The organism is Glaciecola sp. SC05 (assembly GCF_041380235.1).
In the GTDB taxonomy this organism is placed as follows: domain Bacteria; phylum Pseudomonadota; class Gammaproteobacteria; order Enterobacterales; family Alteromonadaceae; genus Glaciecola.
Window position 1 is genome coordinate 82428 of sequence record NZ_JBGIYY010000015.1, and the last position, 18932, is coordinate 101359.

General features: G+C 42.7%; 14 protein-coding genes. 5 read left to right on the top strand and 9 right to left on the bottom strand.

Translation table 11 applies throughout. The annotated features are described in order from the left end of the window. Positions 1–9: 9 nt before the first annotated feature. Together recF and gyrB are read left to right on the top strand one after the other, a co-directional pair. Positions 10–1104: a DNA replication/repair protein RecF gene (recF, locus tag AB9H30_RS14140; RefSeq protein WP_371195341.1), complete on the top strand. Its 1095-nt coding sequence runs from the start codon at positions 10–12 to the stop codon at positions 1102–1104. Positions 1105–1106: 2 nt separating this feature from the next. Next, positions 1107–3521, top strand: coding sequence for a DNA topoisomerase (ATP-hydrolyzing) subunit B (gene gyrB / locus AB9H30_RS14145; RefSeq protein WP_371195342.1), 2415 nt, complete (start codon positions 1107–1109; stop codon positions 3519–3521). Between the two features lie 107 nt (positions 3522–3628). Here gyrB and AB9H30_RS14150 read toward each other — a convergent pair whose 3' ends face one another. Beyond that, a complete protein-coding gene (locus AB9H30_RS14150) occupies positions 3629–4846 on the bottom strand; it encodes a cation:proton antiporter (protein ID WP_371195343.1) in 1218 nt (405 codons plus the stop codon). 271 nt (positions 4847–5117) lie between these two features. Here AB9H30_RS14150 and AB9H30_RS14155 point away from each other — a divergent pair, with 271 nt between their 5' ends. Continuing rightward, positions 5118–5777 carry a DUF1707 and DUF2154 domain-containing protein gene (locus tag AB9H30_RS14155; RefSeq protein ID WP_371195344.1) on the top strand — a complete coding sequence of 220 codons (660 nt, stop codon included), beginning with the start codon at positions 5118–5120 and terminating at the stop codon, positions 5775–5777. An 18-nt stretch (positions 5778–5795) separates the two neighbouring features. Here the strand turns inward: AB9H30_RS14155 and AB9H30_RS14160 are convergent, their stop codons facing one another. The 7 genes from AB9H30_RS14160 to AB9H30_RS14190 form a co-directional block, all read right to left on the bottom strand. Continuing rightward, complete coding sequence (locus tag AB9H30_RS14160; protein WP_371195345.1) at positions 5796–7625, bottom strand: cation:proton antiporter; 1830 nt, start codon at positions 7623–7625, stop codon at positions 5796–5798. Beyond that, the gene (locus AB9H30_RS14165; protein ID WP_371195346.1) at positions 7625–8071 is read right to left on the bottom strand and encodes a hypothetical protein; all 447 of its coding nucleotides are present in this window, start codon (positions 8069–8071) and stop codon (positions 7625–7627) included. Before AB9H30_RS14165 ends, AB9H30_RS14160 begins: the two co-directional genes overlap by 1 nt. Before the next feature lie 28 nt (positions 8072–8099). Continuing rightward, positions 8100–10187 (bottom strand): glycine--tRNA ligase subunit beta, encoded by a 2088-nt coding sequence (gene glyS, locus AB9H30_RS14170; RefSeq protein ID WP_371195372.1) that lies wholly within the window; start codon positions 10185–10187, stop codon positions 8100–8102. A 10-nt stretch (positions 10188–10197) separates the two neighbouring features. After that, complete coding sequence (gene glyQ, locus AB9H30_RS14175) at positions 10198–11130, bottom strand: glycine--tRNA ligase subunit alpha (RefSeq protein WP_371195347.1); 933 nt, start codon at positions 11128–11130, stop codon at positions 10198–10200. Between the two features lie 159 nt (positions 11131–11289). Beyond that, complete coding sequence (locus tag AB9H30_RS14180; protein WP_371195348.1) at positions 11290–11730, bottom strand: DUF2489 domain-containing protein; 441 nt, start codon at positions 11728–11730, stop codon at positions 11290–11292. A gap of 9 nt (positions 11731–11739) precedes the next feature. Then, the gene (yihI, locus tag AB9H30_RS14185) at positions 11740–12246 is read right to left on the bottom strand and encodes a Der GTPase-activating protein YihI (RefSeq protein WP_371195349.1); all 507 of its coding nucleotides are present in this window, start codon (positions 12244–12246) and stop codon (positions 11740–11742) included. 410 nt (positions 12247–12656) lie between these two features. Beyond that, the gene (locus tag AB9H30_RS14190) at positions 12657–13280 is read right to left on the bottom strand and encodes a cytochrome c (protein ID WP_371195350.1); all 624 of its coding nucleotides are present in this window, start codon (positions 13278–13280) and stop codon (positions 12657–12659) included. A gap of 173 nt (positions 13281–13453) precedes the next feature. Between AB9H30_RS14190 and yihA the strand changes: the two genes are divergently transcribed. Further along, positions 13454–14074: a ribosome biogenesis GTP-binding protein YihA/YsxC gene (gene yihA, locus AB9H30_RS14195; protein ID WP_371195351.1), complete on the top strand. Its 621-nt coding sequence runs from the start codon at positions 13454–13456 to the stop codon at positions 14072–14074. A gap of 150 nt (positions 14075–14224) precedes the next feature. Here yihA and polA read toward each other — a convergent pair whose 3' ends face one another. Further along, the gene (polA, locus tag AB9H30_RS14200; protein ID WP_371195352.1) at positions 14225–17011 is read right to left on the bottom strand and encodes a DNA polymerase I; all 2787 of its coding nucleotides are present in this window, start codon (positions 17009–17011) and stop codon (positions 14225–14227) included. Positions 17012–17473: 462 nt separating this feature from the next. Here polA and AB9H30_RS14205 point away from each other — a divergent pair, with 462 nt between their 5' ends. After that, positions 17474–18925, top strand: a complete 1452-nt coding sequence (locus AB9H30_RS14205; RefSeq protein WP_371195353.1) for a TrkH family potassium uptake protein — start codon at positions 17474–17476, stop codon at positions 18923–18925. Positions 18926–18932 lie beyond the last annotated feature (7 nt).

Below are 18932 nucleotides of genomic sequence, written 5' to 3' on the forward strand. Positions count from 1 at the left end.
AACTAAACTATGCATATCACACAGTTGCGGTTAAATCATTTCCGCAACTTTTCAGAAGCTACGATAAAACCATCTGCATCGTTTAATCTTTTTTATGGATTAAACGGTGCGGGTAAGTCGAGCGTGCTCGAAGCTATTCACATATTGGGTTATGGACGTTCCTTTAGAACAAGTAAAGCTAACACCATCATTCAAAATGAATGTGAAGCAGCAACAAGCTTTTGCAAATATTCAGGGGTAGAAGGGGAGCAAGTGTTAGGTGCAACTCGTTCTAAATCGGACGGTTTCATGTTTAATGTTAATTCTGAAAAAACGAAACGTATTTCTGATCTAGCAAAAGTTCTCCCCATTCAAATATTCACTCCTCAAAGTAGTGATTTAATTTTGGGTCCTCCGATGTTGAGACGTCGATTTATTGATTGGCTTGTGTTTCACGTGGAACATTCATTTATTCATGCCAGTAAATCTTATATGAGCGCGCTAGAACAAAGAAATGCGCTATTAAAGCAGATGTACAAAAAAGGTCCAGCTGCACTTTCTGAGCAAGACGTATGGTCATCAATTATCGCTCGACACGGCGAAATTATCACGGGATTTAGGCAAAGGTATTTAAATGCCTTAAATGCTCAGTTAAAGGCCTTATATAGCGAATTTAAACCTGATGTAGAGATTGATTTAAGGTATAATCTCGGATGGGATAAAGACCTCAGTTTGCAAGATGCTCTAGGTGCCAAAACTGAAAAAGATCTAATAAGAGGCAGCACATCGTCAGGTCCTCATAAAGCTGATATTCAGTTTTTAGTAAACGGTAAGGCCGCTTCCGAATATTTGTCTCGTGGTCAGTTGCGGGTGTTAGTATCTTTGCTGTTAATTGCAGAGGTAAGATTGTTGAAAGAATATACTGGAAAAAGCTGTATTTTTTTGGTTGATGATATAGCTGCAGAGTTAGATGTCGATACAAGAGAGTTTTTTTTGGATACGGTGGTCGCGGAAGATGCCCAAGTATTTGTCACCGCAATTGAAAAAGATCAACTTTCATTTGCAGCAAAATATAACAATAAAAAAGTGTTCCACGTGAAACATAATCGCGTGCAAGAGGAGTAAAGATGTCAGAAAATAGTTATGACTCGACGAATATTAAAGTCTTAAAAGGCTTAGATGCAGTTCGAAAACGTCCAGGGATGTATATCGGTGATACCGATGATGGAACTGGTTTGCACCATATGGTGTTTGAAGTCGTTGATAATTCAATTGATGAGGCCTTAGCGGGTCATTGCAACGATATCGTTATTAAAATTCATTCTGATAACTCTGTTTCTGTTAGTGATGATGGTCGTGGAATACCAACTGACATCCACGAAGAAGAAGGTGTTTCGGCCGCAGAGGTAATCATGACCGTACTGCATGCCGGCGGAAAATTCGATGACAACTCTTATAAGGTCTCGGGTGGCTTACATGGCGTAGGTGTATCAGTCGTAAACGCCTTATCACGCAAACTAAAAATGTCCATTCGTCGCGGTGGTAAGGTATATGAGCAAGAATATTCTATGGGTGTGCCAGTTGCTCCTCTAGCCCCGGTTGGTGACACGCAAAAAACCGGTACGACCATTCGTTTTTGGCCAAGTGAAGAAACCTTTACCAACGTGGTATTCCACTTTGACTTGCTTGCCAAACGCGTTCGAGAGTTGTCGTTTCTTAATTCGGGCGTATCGATCATTCTTGAAGACGAAAGAGATGGTCGTAAAGAGCACTTTCATTATGAAGGCGGTATAAGAGCCTTTGTCGAGTACCTTAATAAAAACAAAACTACTATTCATCCAAATGCATTTTATTTCAGTGTTGATAGGGAAGATGGCATATCTATCGAAGTTGCCATGCAATGGAACGATGGATTTCAAGAAAATATTTTTTGTTTTACGAATAATATTCCTCAACGTGACGGTGGCGCTCATTTAGCAGGTTTTAGAGGCGCACTTACTCGGACCATGAACACTTACATGGAAAAAGAGGGTTATAATAAAAAGAACAAGACAAGCGCTAGCGGAGATGATGCCAGAGAAGGTTTAACCGCAATTATTTCAGTTAAAGTTCCAGATCCCAAATTTTCTTCACAAACAAAAGACAAATTAGTTTCTTCTGAAGTAAAGTCAGCGGTAGAAGGTACTATGGGTGAGGAATTTACAGACTTTTTAGCTGAAAACCCAGGTGACAGCCGCATTATTGTAAACAAGATCATAGACGCTGCTCGTGCACGAGAAGCTGCTCGTAAGGCGCGAGATATGACGCGCCGCAAAGGAGCATTAGATTTAGCCGGCTTGCCAGGCAAACTGGCCGACTGCCAAGAAAAAGACCCAGCACTTTCTGAGCTTTATATTGTGGAAGGGGACTCTGCTGGCGGTTCTGCTAAGCAAGGTCGCAATCGTAAAAACCAAGCAATTCTGCCCTTGAAAGGTAAAATTCTTAACGTTGAAAAGGCACGATTCGACAAAATGCTGTCGTCACAAGAAGTGGCAACTCTTATAACTGCTCTAGGGTGTGGCATTGGCAGGGATGAATATAATCCGGACAAACTTCGCTATCACAGTATTATTATTATGACCGATGCTGACGTTGATGGGTCGCATATTCGAACGCTTTTACTGACGTTCTTCTATCGTCAAATGCCAGAGATGATAGAGCGTGGTCACATATTTATCGCTCAACCGCCTCTATATAAAATCAAAAAAGGTAAACAAGAGCAGTATTTAAAAGATGAGCCAGCATTGACTGACCACCTTACTAATATTGCTGTGGATGGTGCAAGTTTATATGTCAGTGAAGCAGCTCCAGCGATACAAGGTATTGCTTTAGAAAACATGGTTCGTTTATATCAGTCAACATTTACGATGATTGGTAGAATGAGCCGCAGAATGCCGACCTCTATTTTAACACAGCTCGTTTATTCAGATATTCTTGATCAAGGCATGCTAGATGATAAGTCTAAGTTGACTTTATTAGGCGAGGAGCTTGTTACGAACTTAAGTAGCGCGGAAGACACTGGTCAAAGTTTCTTGTTTGAGATTAGGCTCGATGAGTCAAACAAAAACGAGCTTGTTATAATCATGAAACGGCACGGTATTGACTATGAATACTATATAAATCAAGAGTTTATGTCTTCTCCTGAATATCAAAAGATGATGTCTTTAAACCAAACGATTAATAACCTGATGGAAGAGGGTGCATATGTCAAACGTGGTGAAAAAACGCTAGCAGTGACCACCTTTGCAGAGGCACTTGATTGGCTAATGGCTGAGGCCAAACGTGGACAATATATTCAGCGCTATAAAGGCTTAGGAGAAATGAATCCTGAGCAGCTATGGGAAACGACTATGGACCCAGCTTCACGCCGAATGTTGCAGGTCACCATTGAAGACGCAATAGGAGCGGACCAACTGTTTACAACCTTAATGGGCGATCAGGTCGAACCCCGTCGTGAGTTTATCGAAACAAACGCGCTTAACGTCGAAAACTTGGACGTCTAAAAGATCATCATAAGATTAAAACAAATAAAAAAGCGGCGCTGTTAAATAGCACCGCTTTTTTATTGTTCTAGATTGTTCATATCTCTCAACACCGATGATAAACAGGATTAAGTTCTATTTTTATTTGATGGTCTATTAAATACATTTGATAACAGTGTTGCTGACGCGCCGTGTGCAAAAACGCTAATACAGATCGTTAGAACAATGATTGAGAGTGGATATTCAAAACCGACAACACCAATATCAGTTATTACGATGAGTAAGTATAATACAGACGCGATACCTCTAGGCCCAAACCAACCGATGAATAACTTGCTGTAGGTGTCCAAATCGCTTCCCATTAAACTAACAAATACCGGCAACATTCTGATAATCGTTAAACTGAACAAAGCATAGATTAGCGCCCTCACATCCCAAAACGGAAAGAAAAAGGGTACTGCGCTTACACCCAAAATAAAGAATACACCTAAAGACAGCAGCTCACTGTGTGCTTCTCCATATGCGGCGCTTCGCTGTCTTAATATTTCAAGTTTAGAACTAAACATCAGTCCCGCAAAAAAGGCCGCTATAAATCCATTCCCGCCGATTAGTTCAGCGCATGAATATCCGAGTATCGCTAGAGAGACCCCGCTTAACTGTTGAAATGTACTATTCATCCAATCTCGGCTAGCAGCCCAATCGACTAACGTACCGCCAAGCTTTCCAATTAGTGCGCCAATTAAAGGGCCTAATATCAGTTGCATTGCCATGAAGCTAAGCCAGTGCCCGCTGTTACTATCATGTGATTCACTGATACTAACTGCGGCTATGGCCATTAATATAGGTGGTAAGGCAATTCCATCATTTAAACCACTTTCTACGCCAATGGCCCTGCGAATTTTTTCTGGTACGTTGGCATTTTTGATAACAGCTTGCCCCAAGGCAGCATCGGTTGGCGACAAAATCAATGCAACTAATAACGCTAACCATATATCAAATTCTGGGAACAAGACGATAGCAGACAGCGCTCCCAAAAGCATTGTTAAGGGTAATCCGATGCCTAAGAGCCGCCCCGGAATGCCTACTAAAACTTGTTTTAAACGTCTAAAGCGAATCAATGAGGCATCGGTAAATAAAATGATGATTAGGGTAACTTCGGCTATAAACTTAACCTCTAAAGAGCTTATATGCAGCGCAACAAGGTCAGCATTAAAGTATGCGATAAATGCACCAACGAACATAAATACCATCGGTGCGGTGAAGTAGGAACGATCGGCTAACTTGGACACCAATCCGAAAAGTAAAAACAACACCGATAATACGATAAATGGTCCATGATTGTGCACCGTGGAAATATCCTCTAAGAAACTGTCATGAATGAGTGATTTCGATAAAAAACGAACACATATAATTTAACTAAGTAGCTTAATATACATACCAAATAATGGCTAATTTGCTCAACTTATTAACAAAACGACTACTACATAGCATGTTTTTAACTACAAATACCTGAATTTATTGACTATTATTGTAGGCACGAACTATGCATTATTACAAGCTATGGTCATTCGCGTGTGGGAAATTCAACTCATCGCGCTATATTAAAGGAATATTAAGGTGCCGGTAAAACTAGAAGATAGACCCATTGAAACGGTAAAAGAAGAAGTTATTGACGTCCTAGTGCACAACTATAGCCACGGCTTCATTTCAAGCGAAGCATTTGAAAGAAGACTCGATGTTGTGATTGAGACGACGTCGCACCTTGAAATGGTTAAACAGATTGAAGACTTAGATGACGCCCCCGACGCAACTATTAAGCAACATAAGGAACGGCAGTTTTCTGTGAACTATCATGATGAAGCGACAGATGAATCTGACACCATTGTGAATATCTTCGGTGGCTCCGACCGAACAGGGCATTGGACGGTCCCTAAAACAATTACAGTCATTAGTATTTTTGGTGGCGCTGACATTGATTTTACTGATGCTCGTTTTACATCCCCAAATGTCACGATTAAGATTTTAGGCATCTTTAGCGGCGATAATATTTATGTCTCCGAAAACGTTAATGTTGTCTCAAAGATATTCTGTGTCTTTGGTGGAGTCAACAATAAAGCTCCATCTATTGCTTCACGCCAAGCACCTACCATCACTATAGAAGGTTTAGCCTTGTTTACGGGTATCAATATAAAGGTTAAAACCACGATGAGAGAGAAGTTTGTGGCTTTCGCCAATCAAATGAAAACGATCTTTGATAGTCGTAAGCCAAGAGCATAAATATACAATACAAACACCTTAAGCGTCGGCCTTATCTTTACTTAATTGACTTGAGTGCTCAACACCAGGTTTAAGGATCAAGCTGATAATTCTCCAGCCAGGTTTGGGCGTAATCGTTTTATTACCTGAAAAAACACCAACTTTACGTTCAGCCAAATAAACTAGGGGTATAAGTTCGTTTTCATATTGAGCTAGATAGTTTTGATAGGTAAACTCTTCTGTGAGTGCTGTTGTTTTGACTATAGCGCCTCTTTTCATCGCACTAGCTAAATAGCTGTAGGTCACATGAGCATCAAAAAGCGCAAGCTTTTTCGCATAAGCTTCTGAGACCTGATGACTTGTCATCCCTTCACTTTCTTTGGTGTTCAGTCCTAAAATGGTCGCCTCTTTGCCTAACTCATGTTCAAGGTGCATCATCACTAACGGATTGAGCTGTCGGTAAGGAGACAGTATTAGAACTGAGCCAATTGCAGTTAAATCTAAATGGCGCTGCGCATGCTCTGACATGGGGTTACCGAAATACGTTTTAGTATTTGCCATTCGTGCTTCTTTTACCGTGTCCCAGTTCGTATCTGCAAGAATAACTGGCACATTATTCTTTTGAAGTTCAACGGCTAAAGCGCGAGAAAAATGGCTGCCACCAAACAAAAACAAACCATTGGCTTCTGGTGAGCGCAAACCAAGATACTCAGCGACTTTCGCTGATGTAAGGCTTTGTGTTACAACGGTGGCGATAATGATCAGAAATACCATGGGTACAAGCACTTCTGCCTGCGGGTAATTTTCGGCTTCTAACTTTAATGCAAAAAGAGCGCTTACTGCCGCTGCAACAATCCCGCGCGGCGCGATCCAGCTTAATAACAGTTTTTCTTTTAAGCTCAAATTAGTGCCAAGTGCAGAGGCGAAAACGGCGGCAGGGCGGGCAATGAACATTACTACGATCACTACTACAACCGCTCCCATACCAACAGCTTGAATGGCACTGAAATCCATTCTGGTCGCCAATAAAATGAACAAGCCAGAGATCAACAAAACGCTGAGAGTTTCTTTAAACTCTAGAATATCCGATACATCCACATTCTTCATATTCGCCAGGATCATGCCGGCAACGGTGACGGTTAAAAGCCCCGATTCGTGAGCCAGTGCATTAGAGAATGCAAAGCCCGCAAGCATAAGGGTCAAGGTAGCGGTATTCTGTAAATAGTGAGGAATGAGTTTATGACGCAGAGATAAGCCCAGCAGGTAGCCTGTCAGGCCGCCTATTAGCAATCCAGACAGAATAGTTTGGCCGAAAGCGAGCAGGGTGTGGGTTAAGGCATCTTGCTGCGTTAATATAAATTCAAAAACAAGGACTGCCAGTAAGGCACCAATCGGATCGATGACAATGCCTTCCCAACGCAGAATATTACCTATCTTACTCGATGGCCTCACGGTACGTAGCATCGGCACTATAACTGTTGGCCCTGTGACGGTGATAATAGCCCCTAGTAAGGCTGCCAGTCCCAACGGTATATCAAGGAAATAGTATGCGATCGGGGTAACCACTATCCACGTTACAAATACCCCTGTAGAGCACAGATTGCGAACCATATTCCCATGCCCACTAATATCGCTGAATTTGAGTGTTAATGCGCCTTCAAAAAGTATAATCGCGACGGCTAAGGAAACGATCGGGAATAACAGATCGCCAAAGAGCCCGTCTGCAGTAAAAGTGCCGGTCACAGGACCTATAATAATGCCGGCAAGTAACAAAAAAAGTATCGCAGGGAGCTTTACTTTGTGTGCAATAAACTGGCAGCTTATTGAAAGTAAACCAACAGCGACTAATGCGAGTGTTGGATCCAGCACTAGTTAATTGCCGTGACTTTTAATTCTGGGTACTGATTATTTGAGACATCTAGCTCAAATCGATAGGTAGCGGTTTCAGAGGGCGTAAATTGCAGATTTAACGAGTCACTATAACAATACAGCTCAACGTCTACGTTAATACTCATTGCAGCGCTTTGTGTGGCTAAACCACAATTAAACGCGGGCGACCAAGTATTGTCAGCGACTTTAAAGTCATAAGGTTGACCATCGGCAATAAGCTCAACGTCAACACTCAATGTATATTCATCTACTACTTTAAACTTAAAAGCGTCAGTGGCTTCCCACCAGTTAAAGACGCCGCGTAGATAGACGTTGCTATAGTTTTTTTCAGGCGTCGTTGAGAAAAGCTCAGATGTGCTTGGCACTGCGCAGCCGGTAATGGCGAATACGCTGGCAAGAAACAATATTTTGTGTGGTTTTGACATGGGCATTAACTCAACTGCGATCGCATATCTAAATATTCAATACTGAGATATCTGCCACGGATAAAAACAAACCGCGAACATTGGATATCAAACAAATTCGGTTATCTTTCACCGCTTCATCATCTGCCATTATCATAACCTTGTCAAAAAACGCATCTAATGGCTCTTTGAGCGCACTTAATTCGCTTAGTATTTGCTGATAATCGAGATTTACCGAACTTTTCGCTAAGCTTGATTTGGTGTGCAAAAATGCTTCATACAAATCGCGCTCTTCGGCTTGCGTCAGTAATGCAAGGTCAACACTCTGTTCTTGTGCAAACAAAATATCGTTTTTACTTAGGATATTCGCCACCCGCTTGTTTGCAGCAACTAAGCTGGCGGCTGCGCTGTGTTGGCTAAAGGCCGATACGGCTAAGACTCGCTTATCAATATCGCTTAATGAGCCAGTCGTATTTACCGTCATTACCGAATTAACAATATCCGCACCAATACCTTGATCACCATAAAAGGGCTTGCAGCGATCAAACAAGAAGTCGGTGACTTGCTGAGCAGTGTCTTTATTTTTTAGTAAATCACCAAATTCGGCGGTAACAGCGTTAATTAGTTCACCTATTTGTATATCTAATTTAAAGGTAACCAGCATTCTTAAAATGCCGATTGCACTTCGTCTTAAGGCAAAGGGGTCCTTGTCACCCTTAGGGATGAGGTTCACACCAAATATTCCTACTAGGGTATCGAGTTTCTCAGCCAATGAGACTAATAAGCCAACTTGGGTGGCAGGAAGTTTATCGCCAGCAAAGCGCGGTAAGTATTGTTCTTCTATAGCGACGGCTACTTCTGCTGATTCACCATCATGTTCAGCGTAGTGTCTGCCCATCACGCCTTGAACAGAGGTAAATTCCATGACCATGTTTGATACTAAATCAGCTTTGGCAAGTTCTGCAGCTCGCTTTGCATGTGCGAGCGTCGCGGTATCGGCATTGATCATGTGGCCAATGATTTGGGTAATGCTTGCGACGCGAGCGCTTTTATCGGCAACAGTCCCTAGCGATTTTTGAAACAATATATCTTGAAGTTTAGCTGCCTTGTCTGCGAGCGAGGTTTTTTTATCGCTCTCAAAGAAAAACTCGGCGTCGGATAAGCGCGGGCGGATAACCTTTTCGTTGCCCGCAATAACTTGGCTAGGATCTTTGCTTTCTATGTTAGATACAAACAAAAACGTCTCTGACAGCTGACCGTCACTGGTAAGTAAAGGCACATATTTTTGGTCGTCTTTCATGGTGTAAATGAGAGCTTCTTTAGGGACTTGTAAAAAACGCCTTTCAAATTTAGCCTGCAATACCACTGGCCACTCAACCAAAGAAGATATTTCTTCAAGTAGTGTCTGATCGTAATCGGCGACCAAACCAAGCTGGGAAGCATTACTCTGCAGTTGCTCGGCTATTGCAGCGGTTCTTGCTGCGTAATCTGCGATAACATACTGTGCTTTAAGTTGGCTTTCGTAACTATCGGCATGTTCAATTGTAAATCTATGTTCACCATGAAAGCGATGACCTGAACATTGATTCGATGAGTCAATAGTGAGTACGTTTACCGGCAACACTTCTTCACCGTACATAACGCAGAGTGTATGCACGGGTCGTATAAATTCAGCGTCAAATGCGCCCCAGCGCATAGCTTTAGGAATTGGCAACTGTTTGAGGGCTTTTTGAATAATGTCTTCTATTACGGTATCTAAACGCTGACCGGGCACTAGCGCTTTGTGAAGCAACCATTCACCCTTGTCAGTGACGAGGCGCTGGGCATCGGCCACTTCAATGCCGTTTGCTCGCGCCCAACCTGAAGCTGCTTTGGTTGGTTTTCCATCGGCATCAAAGGCTGTCGCCACTGCTGGACCGCGCTTTTCAACTTCTTTGTCGTCTTGTACGCGTTGGCAACGTGTTAGGCGAATTGCCAAGCGACGTGGCGCGCCATAGGCAAATGCTTGTTCGAAAGCGAAGCCTTGCTTTTCGAGTTCGCTGATAATGCCTTGTTCAAAGCTACTGGTAAGCTGTTTTAAAGACTTTGGTGGGAGCTCTTCAGTTCCAAGTTCAATTAAAAGAGTGTGTAATGGCATATTCATTGATTTATTTTGCTCCTACGGCAGCAGGAGTTGAATGAGATTCTTTACAAAGTGGGAAGCCAAGTGCTTCTCTTGAGTCGAAATACATCTGTGCGACTGCTTTAGAGAGCGTTCTCACTCGCAGGATATAACCTTGACGCTCGGTTACCGATATCGCATGGCGCGCATCTAACATATTAAACGCATGGGAGGCCTTCATTACTTGCTCATAGGCAGGTAAGGGCAGTTGTGCTTCAATGAGTTTTTCGCAGGCCTTCTCGCATTGCTCAAAGGTTTCAAACAAAAATGCTACATCAGCATGTTCAAAATTATAAGCGGACTGCTCTTTTTCGTTTTGTAAAAACACATCGCCATACGTTACTGTGCCAAATGGACCCTTCGTCCAAACCAAATCATATATGCTATCGACACCTTGCATGTACATTGCTAAGCGTTCTAAACCATAAGTAATTTCGCCAGTAACGGGTTTGCATTCAATCCCGCCCACTTGCTGAAAGTATGTAAATTGCGTGACTTCCATGCCGTTAAGCCAGATCTCCCAGCCTAAGCCCCAAGCGCCTAAAGTTGGTGACTCCCAGTTGTCTTCAACAAAGCGAATGTCATGAACAAGGGGATCGAATCCAAGCATCTTTAGTGAGCCAAGATAAAGTTCTTGAAAGTTCTCAGGAGAAGGTTTGAGCATGACTTGAAACTGATAGTAGTGTTGCAGTCTGTTAGGGTTCTCACCGTAACGTCCGTCTGTAGGGCGTCGGCAGGGCTGCACATAGGCACTGTTCATAGGCTCTGGGCCAAGTGAGCGTAAAAAGGTCATTGGGTGAAAAGTGCCAGCGCCAACTTCCATATCTAGTGGTTGAATAATCACGCAACCTTGTTGCGCCCAATAGTCCTGGAGGGCAAGGATTAAGCCCTGAAAAGTGTCAAGATCGAATTTCTGCATATCAGACCGCTATTAATGCTCAGTGACGTTAAAATAAAGGCCGTAGTATACATTGCTTTAATAGCAGTTGGTAATTCTTATGCCCTAGAGTTAACAACTCTAGGACATTACACATTGATGATTGGTGTGAATAAGTGGCGGCGCTTTAAATTTGCGTAGTTAAACAGTAAACGATTTGAGTTTTTCTGTCTCGTGTAAGATGGATGATTCTAGCTCGCTCTCAAACTGCCCGCGCTCTTTGTCCTGACCGCGCCGCTCAGCCTTAGATAAGGCGTTTCGCTCTTCGTGAGTTGGGTAGTTTTTTACCTTGTCGAACAAACTATGTATGGCAGGATATTCTTGTTTAAAGTCAGGTAAAGGGTCAAGTGGCATCGCTTCAAGCAAGCGGCATATGCGTATAGTACCTTCAGACAAATCGCACTGCTGTTGGTGCATTGCAAATGCGATGGTTTGAATACTTTCGGTTATATCATCGATACGCTTTTGCTTAGCCACTTGATGTCGACTTTTTTGTGCCTGTAGCAAAAAAAGCAGTCTTCCAGCATATACACTCAATACTACAATGACCACTGCGCCAACGGCTGCTAACGTCCAAACCATGTTTATCTTCTAATCTTTGAAATCATCTAGTCTTATTGCATCTAATTGCGCAAAGGGATCAATCTCTTGTTCAGATTCATCTTCTATCATGTCAATTCCGAGCATGTCACAAAGCTGCTTATGGCGCTTAAGGCTTTTGCTGACATACTCCTGTTCGGCAAGGTTGAGTTTTTTACTTTCTTGCTTTTCAAGTAAGGCTTCTAACTTAGTGTCTTTCTCGATGCTGTCTAATTCTTGTTGCGGCGTTTTAAAGCGAGACTTTTTTTCTTGTACGGGTGTGCTGGTGGATTGATATTTGTTTAAATCAATCGCCTTTTTACTACCCACACGTGGATCTTGCTTGTCTTTTTCGCCGCCATTCACAGGGCCAGTGTTTGCCACTTGTTGACGTGTACCGGCTTTATTTCCTGCAGTATTGGTCGATTTGGCTAGTTGGGTTTTTTTGACCTTTCTAGGGGCATCCGTTTTAGCAACCCCGATTCTACCGACTTTTCGAGATTTTTTTACGCGTGTCATATTATTCTCAATGTTTAATGTAGTGTCAAAACCAGCCTAAGTGCCTCGGCTGGTTTGAATTATATTGGGTATTGTACGGTGTATTGATGATTTACCGAAGATAAATATTGTAGACAAGAAAAAAGGTGATACCCGAAGATATCACCTTAATATTAATCAGTGTCTTGTGACACCTCTCCCGTTTAGCACTTCATGTGCTCACGTTATATGCTAATTTTACTTTTTCTTATTATTATCAAAACAAGCTAACTGATTTTTGGTAATCCGTTACGCTTTCTTATTATAAAATCTTAGTGCAATTGCCTAACTAGTGTTGGTCTGCTTGCTACTGGTTCGAATAATACCTACATAAAATAAATTTACAACTTATTTACAAAAGTTTTTCTATCGAATTTTTCGATTCTTAAATTTTAATACAAACCTTCAAGATAAGCTGATAGCACTTCAATGTCTTTATCTGTGAGTTTAACAGCAATATCGCGCATCATGCCATTTAGATCGTTATGACGGTCTCCTGAACGGAACATTTTAAGTTGCTGCGCAGTATATTGTGCGTGTTGACCGCTAAGAACCGGAAAACCTGCTAAATTCATGCCTTCGCCAGCGGGACCATGACACGCCATGCAAGAAGTAATTCCGCGCTCTGCGTCACCGCCTCTATATAAGGCTTCTCCAGCAGCAATTGCGTCCTCTGGGGCAGAGCCGATTTTTGTGTCTTGGCTTGAGAAATAGGCTGCTAAGTCTTTTTTATCTTGATCTGAAAGTGCCGCTACCATGCCGTTCATCACTGCATTGTTGCGCCCTTCTTTACCACCGGTTTGGCTAGCCAATTTATATTCGGTCAATTGTTTGTATATGTATCCTGCGTGTTGACCTGCAATTTTGGGATTAAGTGGAATAGCACTGTTACCATCTGAACCATGACACGCTGCACATGTAACAGATTTGGTTTTTCCTGCTTCTGGGTCACCATCGATAGCAACGGTTGTTGCGCTTACAAGGATTAGCCCTAGAAGCAAACATAATTTTTTCATACTTAATCTCTCTTAAGATACGGTTTAACAAATCACCATACTGTGATGGCGTGATATTTTACACAAATACACCATTAAAAAAACTCTTACCTAGCAATACTATCGATTTAAATGCATGATCGGTAAATCATTTCATACACTTTTAGTCTGTTTTTTAACGATTTTGGTAACTTATGTCATATTTTACAAAAGCAAAATTTCTCACCAGTGCCCCTGACATCGGGCATCTAGAGCCATTTGACGGCATCGAAATCGCATTCGCCGGACGATCGAACGCTGGGAAGTCTAGCGCACTGAACAAAATTACTCGACAAAATAGTTTGGCTCGTACGAGTAAAACACCGGGTCGAACTCAGTTAATCAACCTTTTTGAGCTTGACGATAAGCGTCGCCTGGTCGATTTACCTGGGTATGGCTATGCAAAAGTCCCTATCGCAATGAAGCTGAAATGGCAGAAGGCCTTAGGAGAGTATCTGCAAAAACGAAATTGTCTGAAGGGCTTAGTCGTGCTGATGGACATCAGGCATCCATTGAAAGACCTTGATCAAGATCTGATATTTTGGGCTGTTAGTGCAAAAATTCCGGTATTGTTGCTACTAACTAAGGCAGATAAATTAAAAGCAGGTAAGCGTAAGCAGCAGGTGCTGATGGTGCGCGAAGCTTCGCTAGCATTTATGGGCGATGTAAAAGTGCAGGCTTTTTCATCGTTAACCGGCGTTGGTTTAGGTGAAGCAGAGGGGATTTTATTAGATTGGTTAGGGGTAGAAAAACCTGAACCCAAAGCTGCGCAGTAAAAAAATTCTATCGAGCAAAAAAAAGAAAGCCCCGAAAAGATTCGGGGCAAACCACTTAGGGAGAACAACACATTCGCTATATATGAGTGGTCGAAATAAAGTTAGTTCAAATATTTCTTTAAAAAATCTAATTTATTTTTACAGCCTCAGTTAGTGCGCCTCATCCCAGTTTTTACCGACCCCAGCTTCAACTACTAAAGGCACATCAATTTTTACGCAGTCCTGCATGACTTTGCATATTTTTGGCACAAAAGTGTCTAACTTATCTTCGCGAATTTCAAACACCAGTTCATCGTGTACTTGCATGATCATAATAATGTCTTTTGTATCCCCTAAACTATCCATCCAAGCCGCCACGTCAATCATCGCTTTTTTAATAATATCAGCCGCGGTTCCTTGCATCGGCGCATTGATTGCTGCACGCTCAGCGCCTTTGCGTCTAGCGCCATTGCTAGCGTTGATTTCAGGCAAATATAGGCGACGTCCAAAGACGGTTGATACATAGCCAGTTTGTTTGGCTCCTTCGCGAGTCGATTCCATATATTTAAGGACACCTGGGTAACGCTCAAAGTAAGTATCCATATACATCTGTGCGTCGTGTCTTGAGATATTTAACTGCTTGGATAAGCCAAAGGCACTCATACCGTAGATCAGACCAAAGTTAATGGCTTTTGCACTACGCCGGTGTTCGGTGGTGACCTCGTTAAGTGGCACCGAAAATACTTCAGAAGCGGTTGCACTATGAATATCTTTACCTTCGCTAAAGGCTTTTAGTAAGCCTTCGTCTTTGCTTAAATGCGCCATGATCCGTAGTTCAATTTGAGAATAATCTGCAGCCACCATTTTAAAACCCGGTTGCGGTATAAAAGCTTGGCGAACTTGACGACCCTCTACAGTTCGAATTGGAATGTTCTGCAAATTCGGATCGCTCGAAGATAGCCTGCCTGTTGCAGCAATAGCCTGATGATATGAAGTATGGACACGATTGGTGCGGTGATGAATCATCTTTGGTAGCTTGTCGGTGTAGGTGTTCTTAAGTTTGGATAAACCCCGATACTGCATAATAAGGGCCGGCAGTTCGTATTCGGCAGCTAATTCTTGCAGCACATCTTCAGAGGTTGACGGCGCGCCTTTAGGGGTTTTCTTCACGACGGGCAAAGACATTTTTTCGAATAAGACGTGCTGAAGTTGCTTGGTAGACCCTAAATTAAAGGGTTCGCCGGCAAGCTCATGGACTTGTGCCTCAAGCTCTATGATCCGCTTGGCTAAGTCTTGGCTTTGTTGCGCAAGCATTTGTGAATCAATAAGCACACCGGTTTGTTCCATTTTTGCCAGTATAGAAGATAAGGGCACTTCTATCTCGTTTAACACGCTACTTAAGCCTTGTTGCGCGCTGAGCAGGACGTTTAGTGCTTCGTAAAGACGTAAAGTAACGTCAGCGTCTTCTGCCGCATAGCGACTGGCAATTTCCAGTTCTAGTTGATTGAAAGTGAGTTGTTTTACACCTTTACCGGCTATTTCTTCAAAGCCGATGCATTTATGACCTAAATATTTTAACGCCAAACTATCCATGTTGTGCTTTGTCGCCACGCTGTTTAAGACATAAGAAGCGAGCATCGTGTCGGACAATATGCCGTTTAACTGTATATCGTAATTGGCTAAAACATTTTTATCATACTTAATGTGCTGACCAATCTTTTTTTGGTCGTCAGCTTCAAGCAATGGCTTTAATTCTGCTAACACCCAGTCGCGGTCAAGCTGCTCTGGTGCTCCAGGGTAATCATGGGCAACAGGGATGTAATAAGCATCATTTGGTGCCAATGCGAAACTAATGCCCACGAGTTCGGCCTGCATGTAATCGAGGCTGGTAGTTTCGGTATCTACGGCATAGTATACCGCCTGCTCTAGTTTTGCTTTCAGGGATGCAAAGGCGCCTTGATCAAGCACTGTAATATAAGCGTCGATATCAAAGTTGGCGCTTGCAACGGTGCTTATTTCAGGTGTTGATGTGTCGGGCGCACTGTTGTTTTCGAGAGCTTCTGCATAGTTGCTTGCGCCGTCACTGACTTCGCTCAGCCACTTTTTAAATTCGAGCTCTGCAAATAAGGTTTTTAACTGGGCCTTATCCATTTCACCCATTTGCAAACTTGTTGGCACATATTCAAGTTTGAGGTCGCAGGCAATGGTAGCGAGTTCGTATGACAGCATGGCTTGTTCTTTATACTCGGCCATTTTACTGGCCATTGTTTTCGCTCCCCGAAAATCTAAATCGGCGATTTTGTCTAGGTTTTCATAGATAGCGTGGACTCCTCCGATGCCGTTTAACATGGCAACAGCACTTTTATCGCCAACACCCGGCACGCCGGGGATGTTGTCGACTTTATCGCCTTTTAATGCAAGAAAATCGATGATCAGTTCAGCCGGGACACCAAATTTTTCGACGACGCCGTCCAAGTCCATCGTGGTGCGGGTCATCGTATTGATGAGCGTCACATGCTCACTGACTAACTGTGCCATGTCTTTGTCGCCGGTGCTGATGACGCATTCGATGCCTTGTTCGGTAGCCTGTTTTGCAAGTGTGCCAATGACATCATCGGCTTCTACGCCCGGCTCGACTATGATCGGGAAACCCATGGCCTTCACGATAGTATGCAGTGGCTCTATTTGACCGCGAAGCTCATCGGGCATTGGCGGGCGGTTGGCTTTGTATTGATCATAAATATCGTCGCGAAAGGTCTTTCCTTTGGCATCAAATATCACCGCCATGTGAGTCGGTGCATAATCTTTTACTAAGCTGCGAAGCATATTTACCACGCCGTAAATGGCACCAGTATCTTGCCCCTTGCTATTGGTGAGAGGAGGCATGCCGTGAAACGCTCTGAACAGATATGATGAGCCATCAACAAGAACTAAAGGTGGCGTGTTATGTTTGTGCATAATTCGTTTACTCTTTTCTCGTTATCGCCGTAAGGGTTTGAATTTACGGGAGTATTTTTATGGTTAATAATTAGTCACTTGTGGATAACTCTGTTAGTAAGTAAAAATAACACAGCAAAAACCTACCTTTTCTCTAAAAGAAAAAGTACGCAATAAATTGGTTTAGGAAAACTACGAAGGCGACAGCCGAACATCCTTTACTATTTTTATTTTTTGATACTTCCTGCTATAACAGCAACAAAGAAATGCGCTGTAACGAGGTTAAAGTTAGCACAAAAATTTAAGTTGCCAAGTAATAAATTTGCTTAATTTTTTTATCTATGAGGTTCAATAAGTTACAAACTAAAATAAATTATTGGCATTGTGTTTGAGTTTTTATTGTTAAAGGCACACAATGCATACAGACAGGTGATATCACCTTTTGAATTAGTAAAGTGACATTTCTAACAAGGCAAATCGACATTGCAATACCGCGCCATTATAAGAATTTTGGGCCTGCTCGTAGCGTTATTTAGCGTTACCATGTTACCGCCTGCGCTTATATCTGTCATCTATCAAGATGGTGGTGGCCTAGCATTCTTGGTTGCGTTTTTTCTGAGTCTGGTGACCGGTTTAATGTTCTGGTACCCCAATAGACGAAACAAAAGTGACTTAAGAGCAAAAGAAGGTTTTCTGATTGTTGTATTGTTCTGGACGGTACTAGCAACCTTTGGTGCTTTACCTTTTGCACTCCTAGATCAACCACAGATGACCATTACCGACGCCATTTTTGAGTCGTTTTCAGGCCTAACCACTACCGGCGCCACGGTTATAGAGGGTATTGAATTTCTGCCCAAAGCGGTACAGTATTATCGACAGCAACTGCAATGGTTAGGCGGTATGGGGATCATTGTTCTGGCCGTCGCTGTGCTACCTATCTTAGGGGTGGGCGGTATGCAGCTCTATCGGGCAGAAACACCTGGGCCAGTAAAAGACTCAAAAATGACGCCACGTATCGCCGATACCGCCAAGCACCTGTGGTACATCTACTTATCCCTGACCATTGCTTGCTCATTCGCTTATTGGCTCGCTGGTATGAATCTTTTTGATGCGGTTTGCCATGCATTTTCTACCATCGCTATCGGTGGATTTTCAACTTATGACGCCAGCCTTGGATATTTTAACAGTGTCGCGGTCAATGTGGTTTGCGTAATATTTTTATGGATTGCGGCGCTAAATTTCTCTCTGCATTATTCGGCGGTAAGCGGTCGAAATATAAAAAATTACTTTAAAGATCCAGAGTGCAAGACCTTCTTTACTATTCAATTTGTGTTAATTACGGTCTGTTTTTTAGTGCTGGTAAATTATTCGGTGTACGACTCAGCGGAAATGGCCCTTGATCAAGCGCTTATCCAAGCTGTTTCAATTAGTACTACGGCGGGTTTTGCAACAACCGATTTTTCTTCATGGCCAGCGTTTTTGCCAATTTTATTGATATTCTCTAGCTTTATTGGCGGCTGCGCAGGCTCAACTGGCGGCGGTTTGAAAGTGATCAGAGTGCTTTTGCTGTTTTTGCAAGGCAAACGCGAAGTTGACAGGTTGATTCATCCAAAAGCAGTTTATGCAGTAAAGCTTGGGGATAGGGCGATGCCATCAAGAGTTGTCGAGGCTGTTTGGGGATTCTTTGCGGCATATGCCATCGTTTTTGTGGTGATCATGATTGGCCTTATCGCCAGTGGACTTGATAATATCACGGCATTTTCAGCCACCGCTGCCACACTAAATAACTTAGGCCCCGGTCTTGGTTCAGTAGCAGGTACATATGCTGAAGTGTCTGACAGTGGTAAGTGGCTACTTGTTTCAGCCATGCTTTTCGGTCGGCTTGAAGTATTCTCTCTGTTGGTATTATTATCGCCTACATTTTGGCGAAGTTAAGGGCACA

What these genes read in the sequence shown, in the direction of transcription:
- recF (WP_371195341.1), top strand. Translation starts at nt 10, where the DNA reads ATGCATATCACACAGTTGCGGTTAAATCATTTCCGCAACTTTTCAGAA.
- gyrB (WP_371195342.1), top strand. Translation starts at nt 1,107, where the DNA reads ATGTCAGAAAATAGTTATGACTCGACGAATATTAAAGTCTTAAAAGGC.
- AB9H30_RS14165 (WP_371195346.1), bottom strand. Translation starts at nt 8,071, where the DNA reads ATGTCAAAACCACACAAAATATTGTTTCTTGCCAGCGTATTCGCCATT.
- glyS (WP_371195372.1), bottom strand. Translation starts at nt 10,187, where the DNA reads ATGCCATTACACACTCTTTTAATTGAACTTGGAACTGAAGAGCTCCCA.
- glyQ (WP_371195347.1), bottom strand. Translation starts at nt 11,130, where the DNA reads ATGCAGAAATTCGATCTTGACACTTTTCAGGGCTTAATCCTTGCCCTC.
- AB9H30_RS14180 (WP_371195348.1), bottom strand. Translation starts at nt 11,730, where the DNA reads ATGGTTTGGACGTTAGCAGCCGTTGGCGCAGTGGTCATTGTAGTATTG.
- yihI (WP_371195349.1), bottom strand. Translation starts at nt 12,246, where the DNA reads ATGACACGCGTAAAAAAATCTCGAAAAGTCGGTAGAATCGGGGTTGCT.
- AB9H30_RS14190 (WP_371195350.1), bottom strand. Translation starts at nt 13,280, where the DNA reads ATGAAAAAATTATGTTTGCTTCTAGGGCTAATCCTTGTAAGCGCAACA.
- yihA (WP_371195351.1), top strand. Translation starts at nt 13,454, where the DNA reads ATGTCATATTTTACAAAAGCAAAATTTCTCACCAGTGCCCCTGACATC.
- polA (WP_371195352.1), bottom strand. Translation starts at nt 17,011, where the DNA reads ATGCACAAACATAACACGCCACCTTTAGTTCTTGTTGATGGCTCATCA.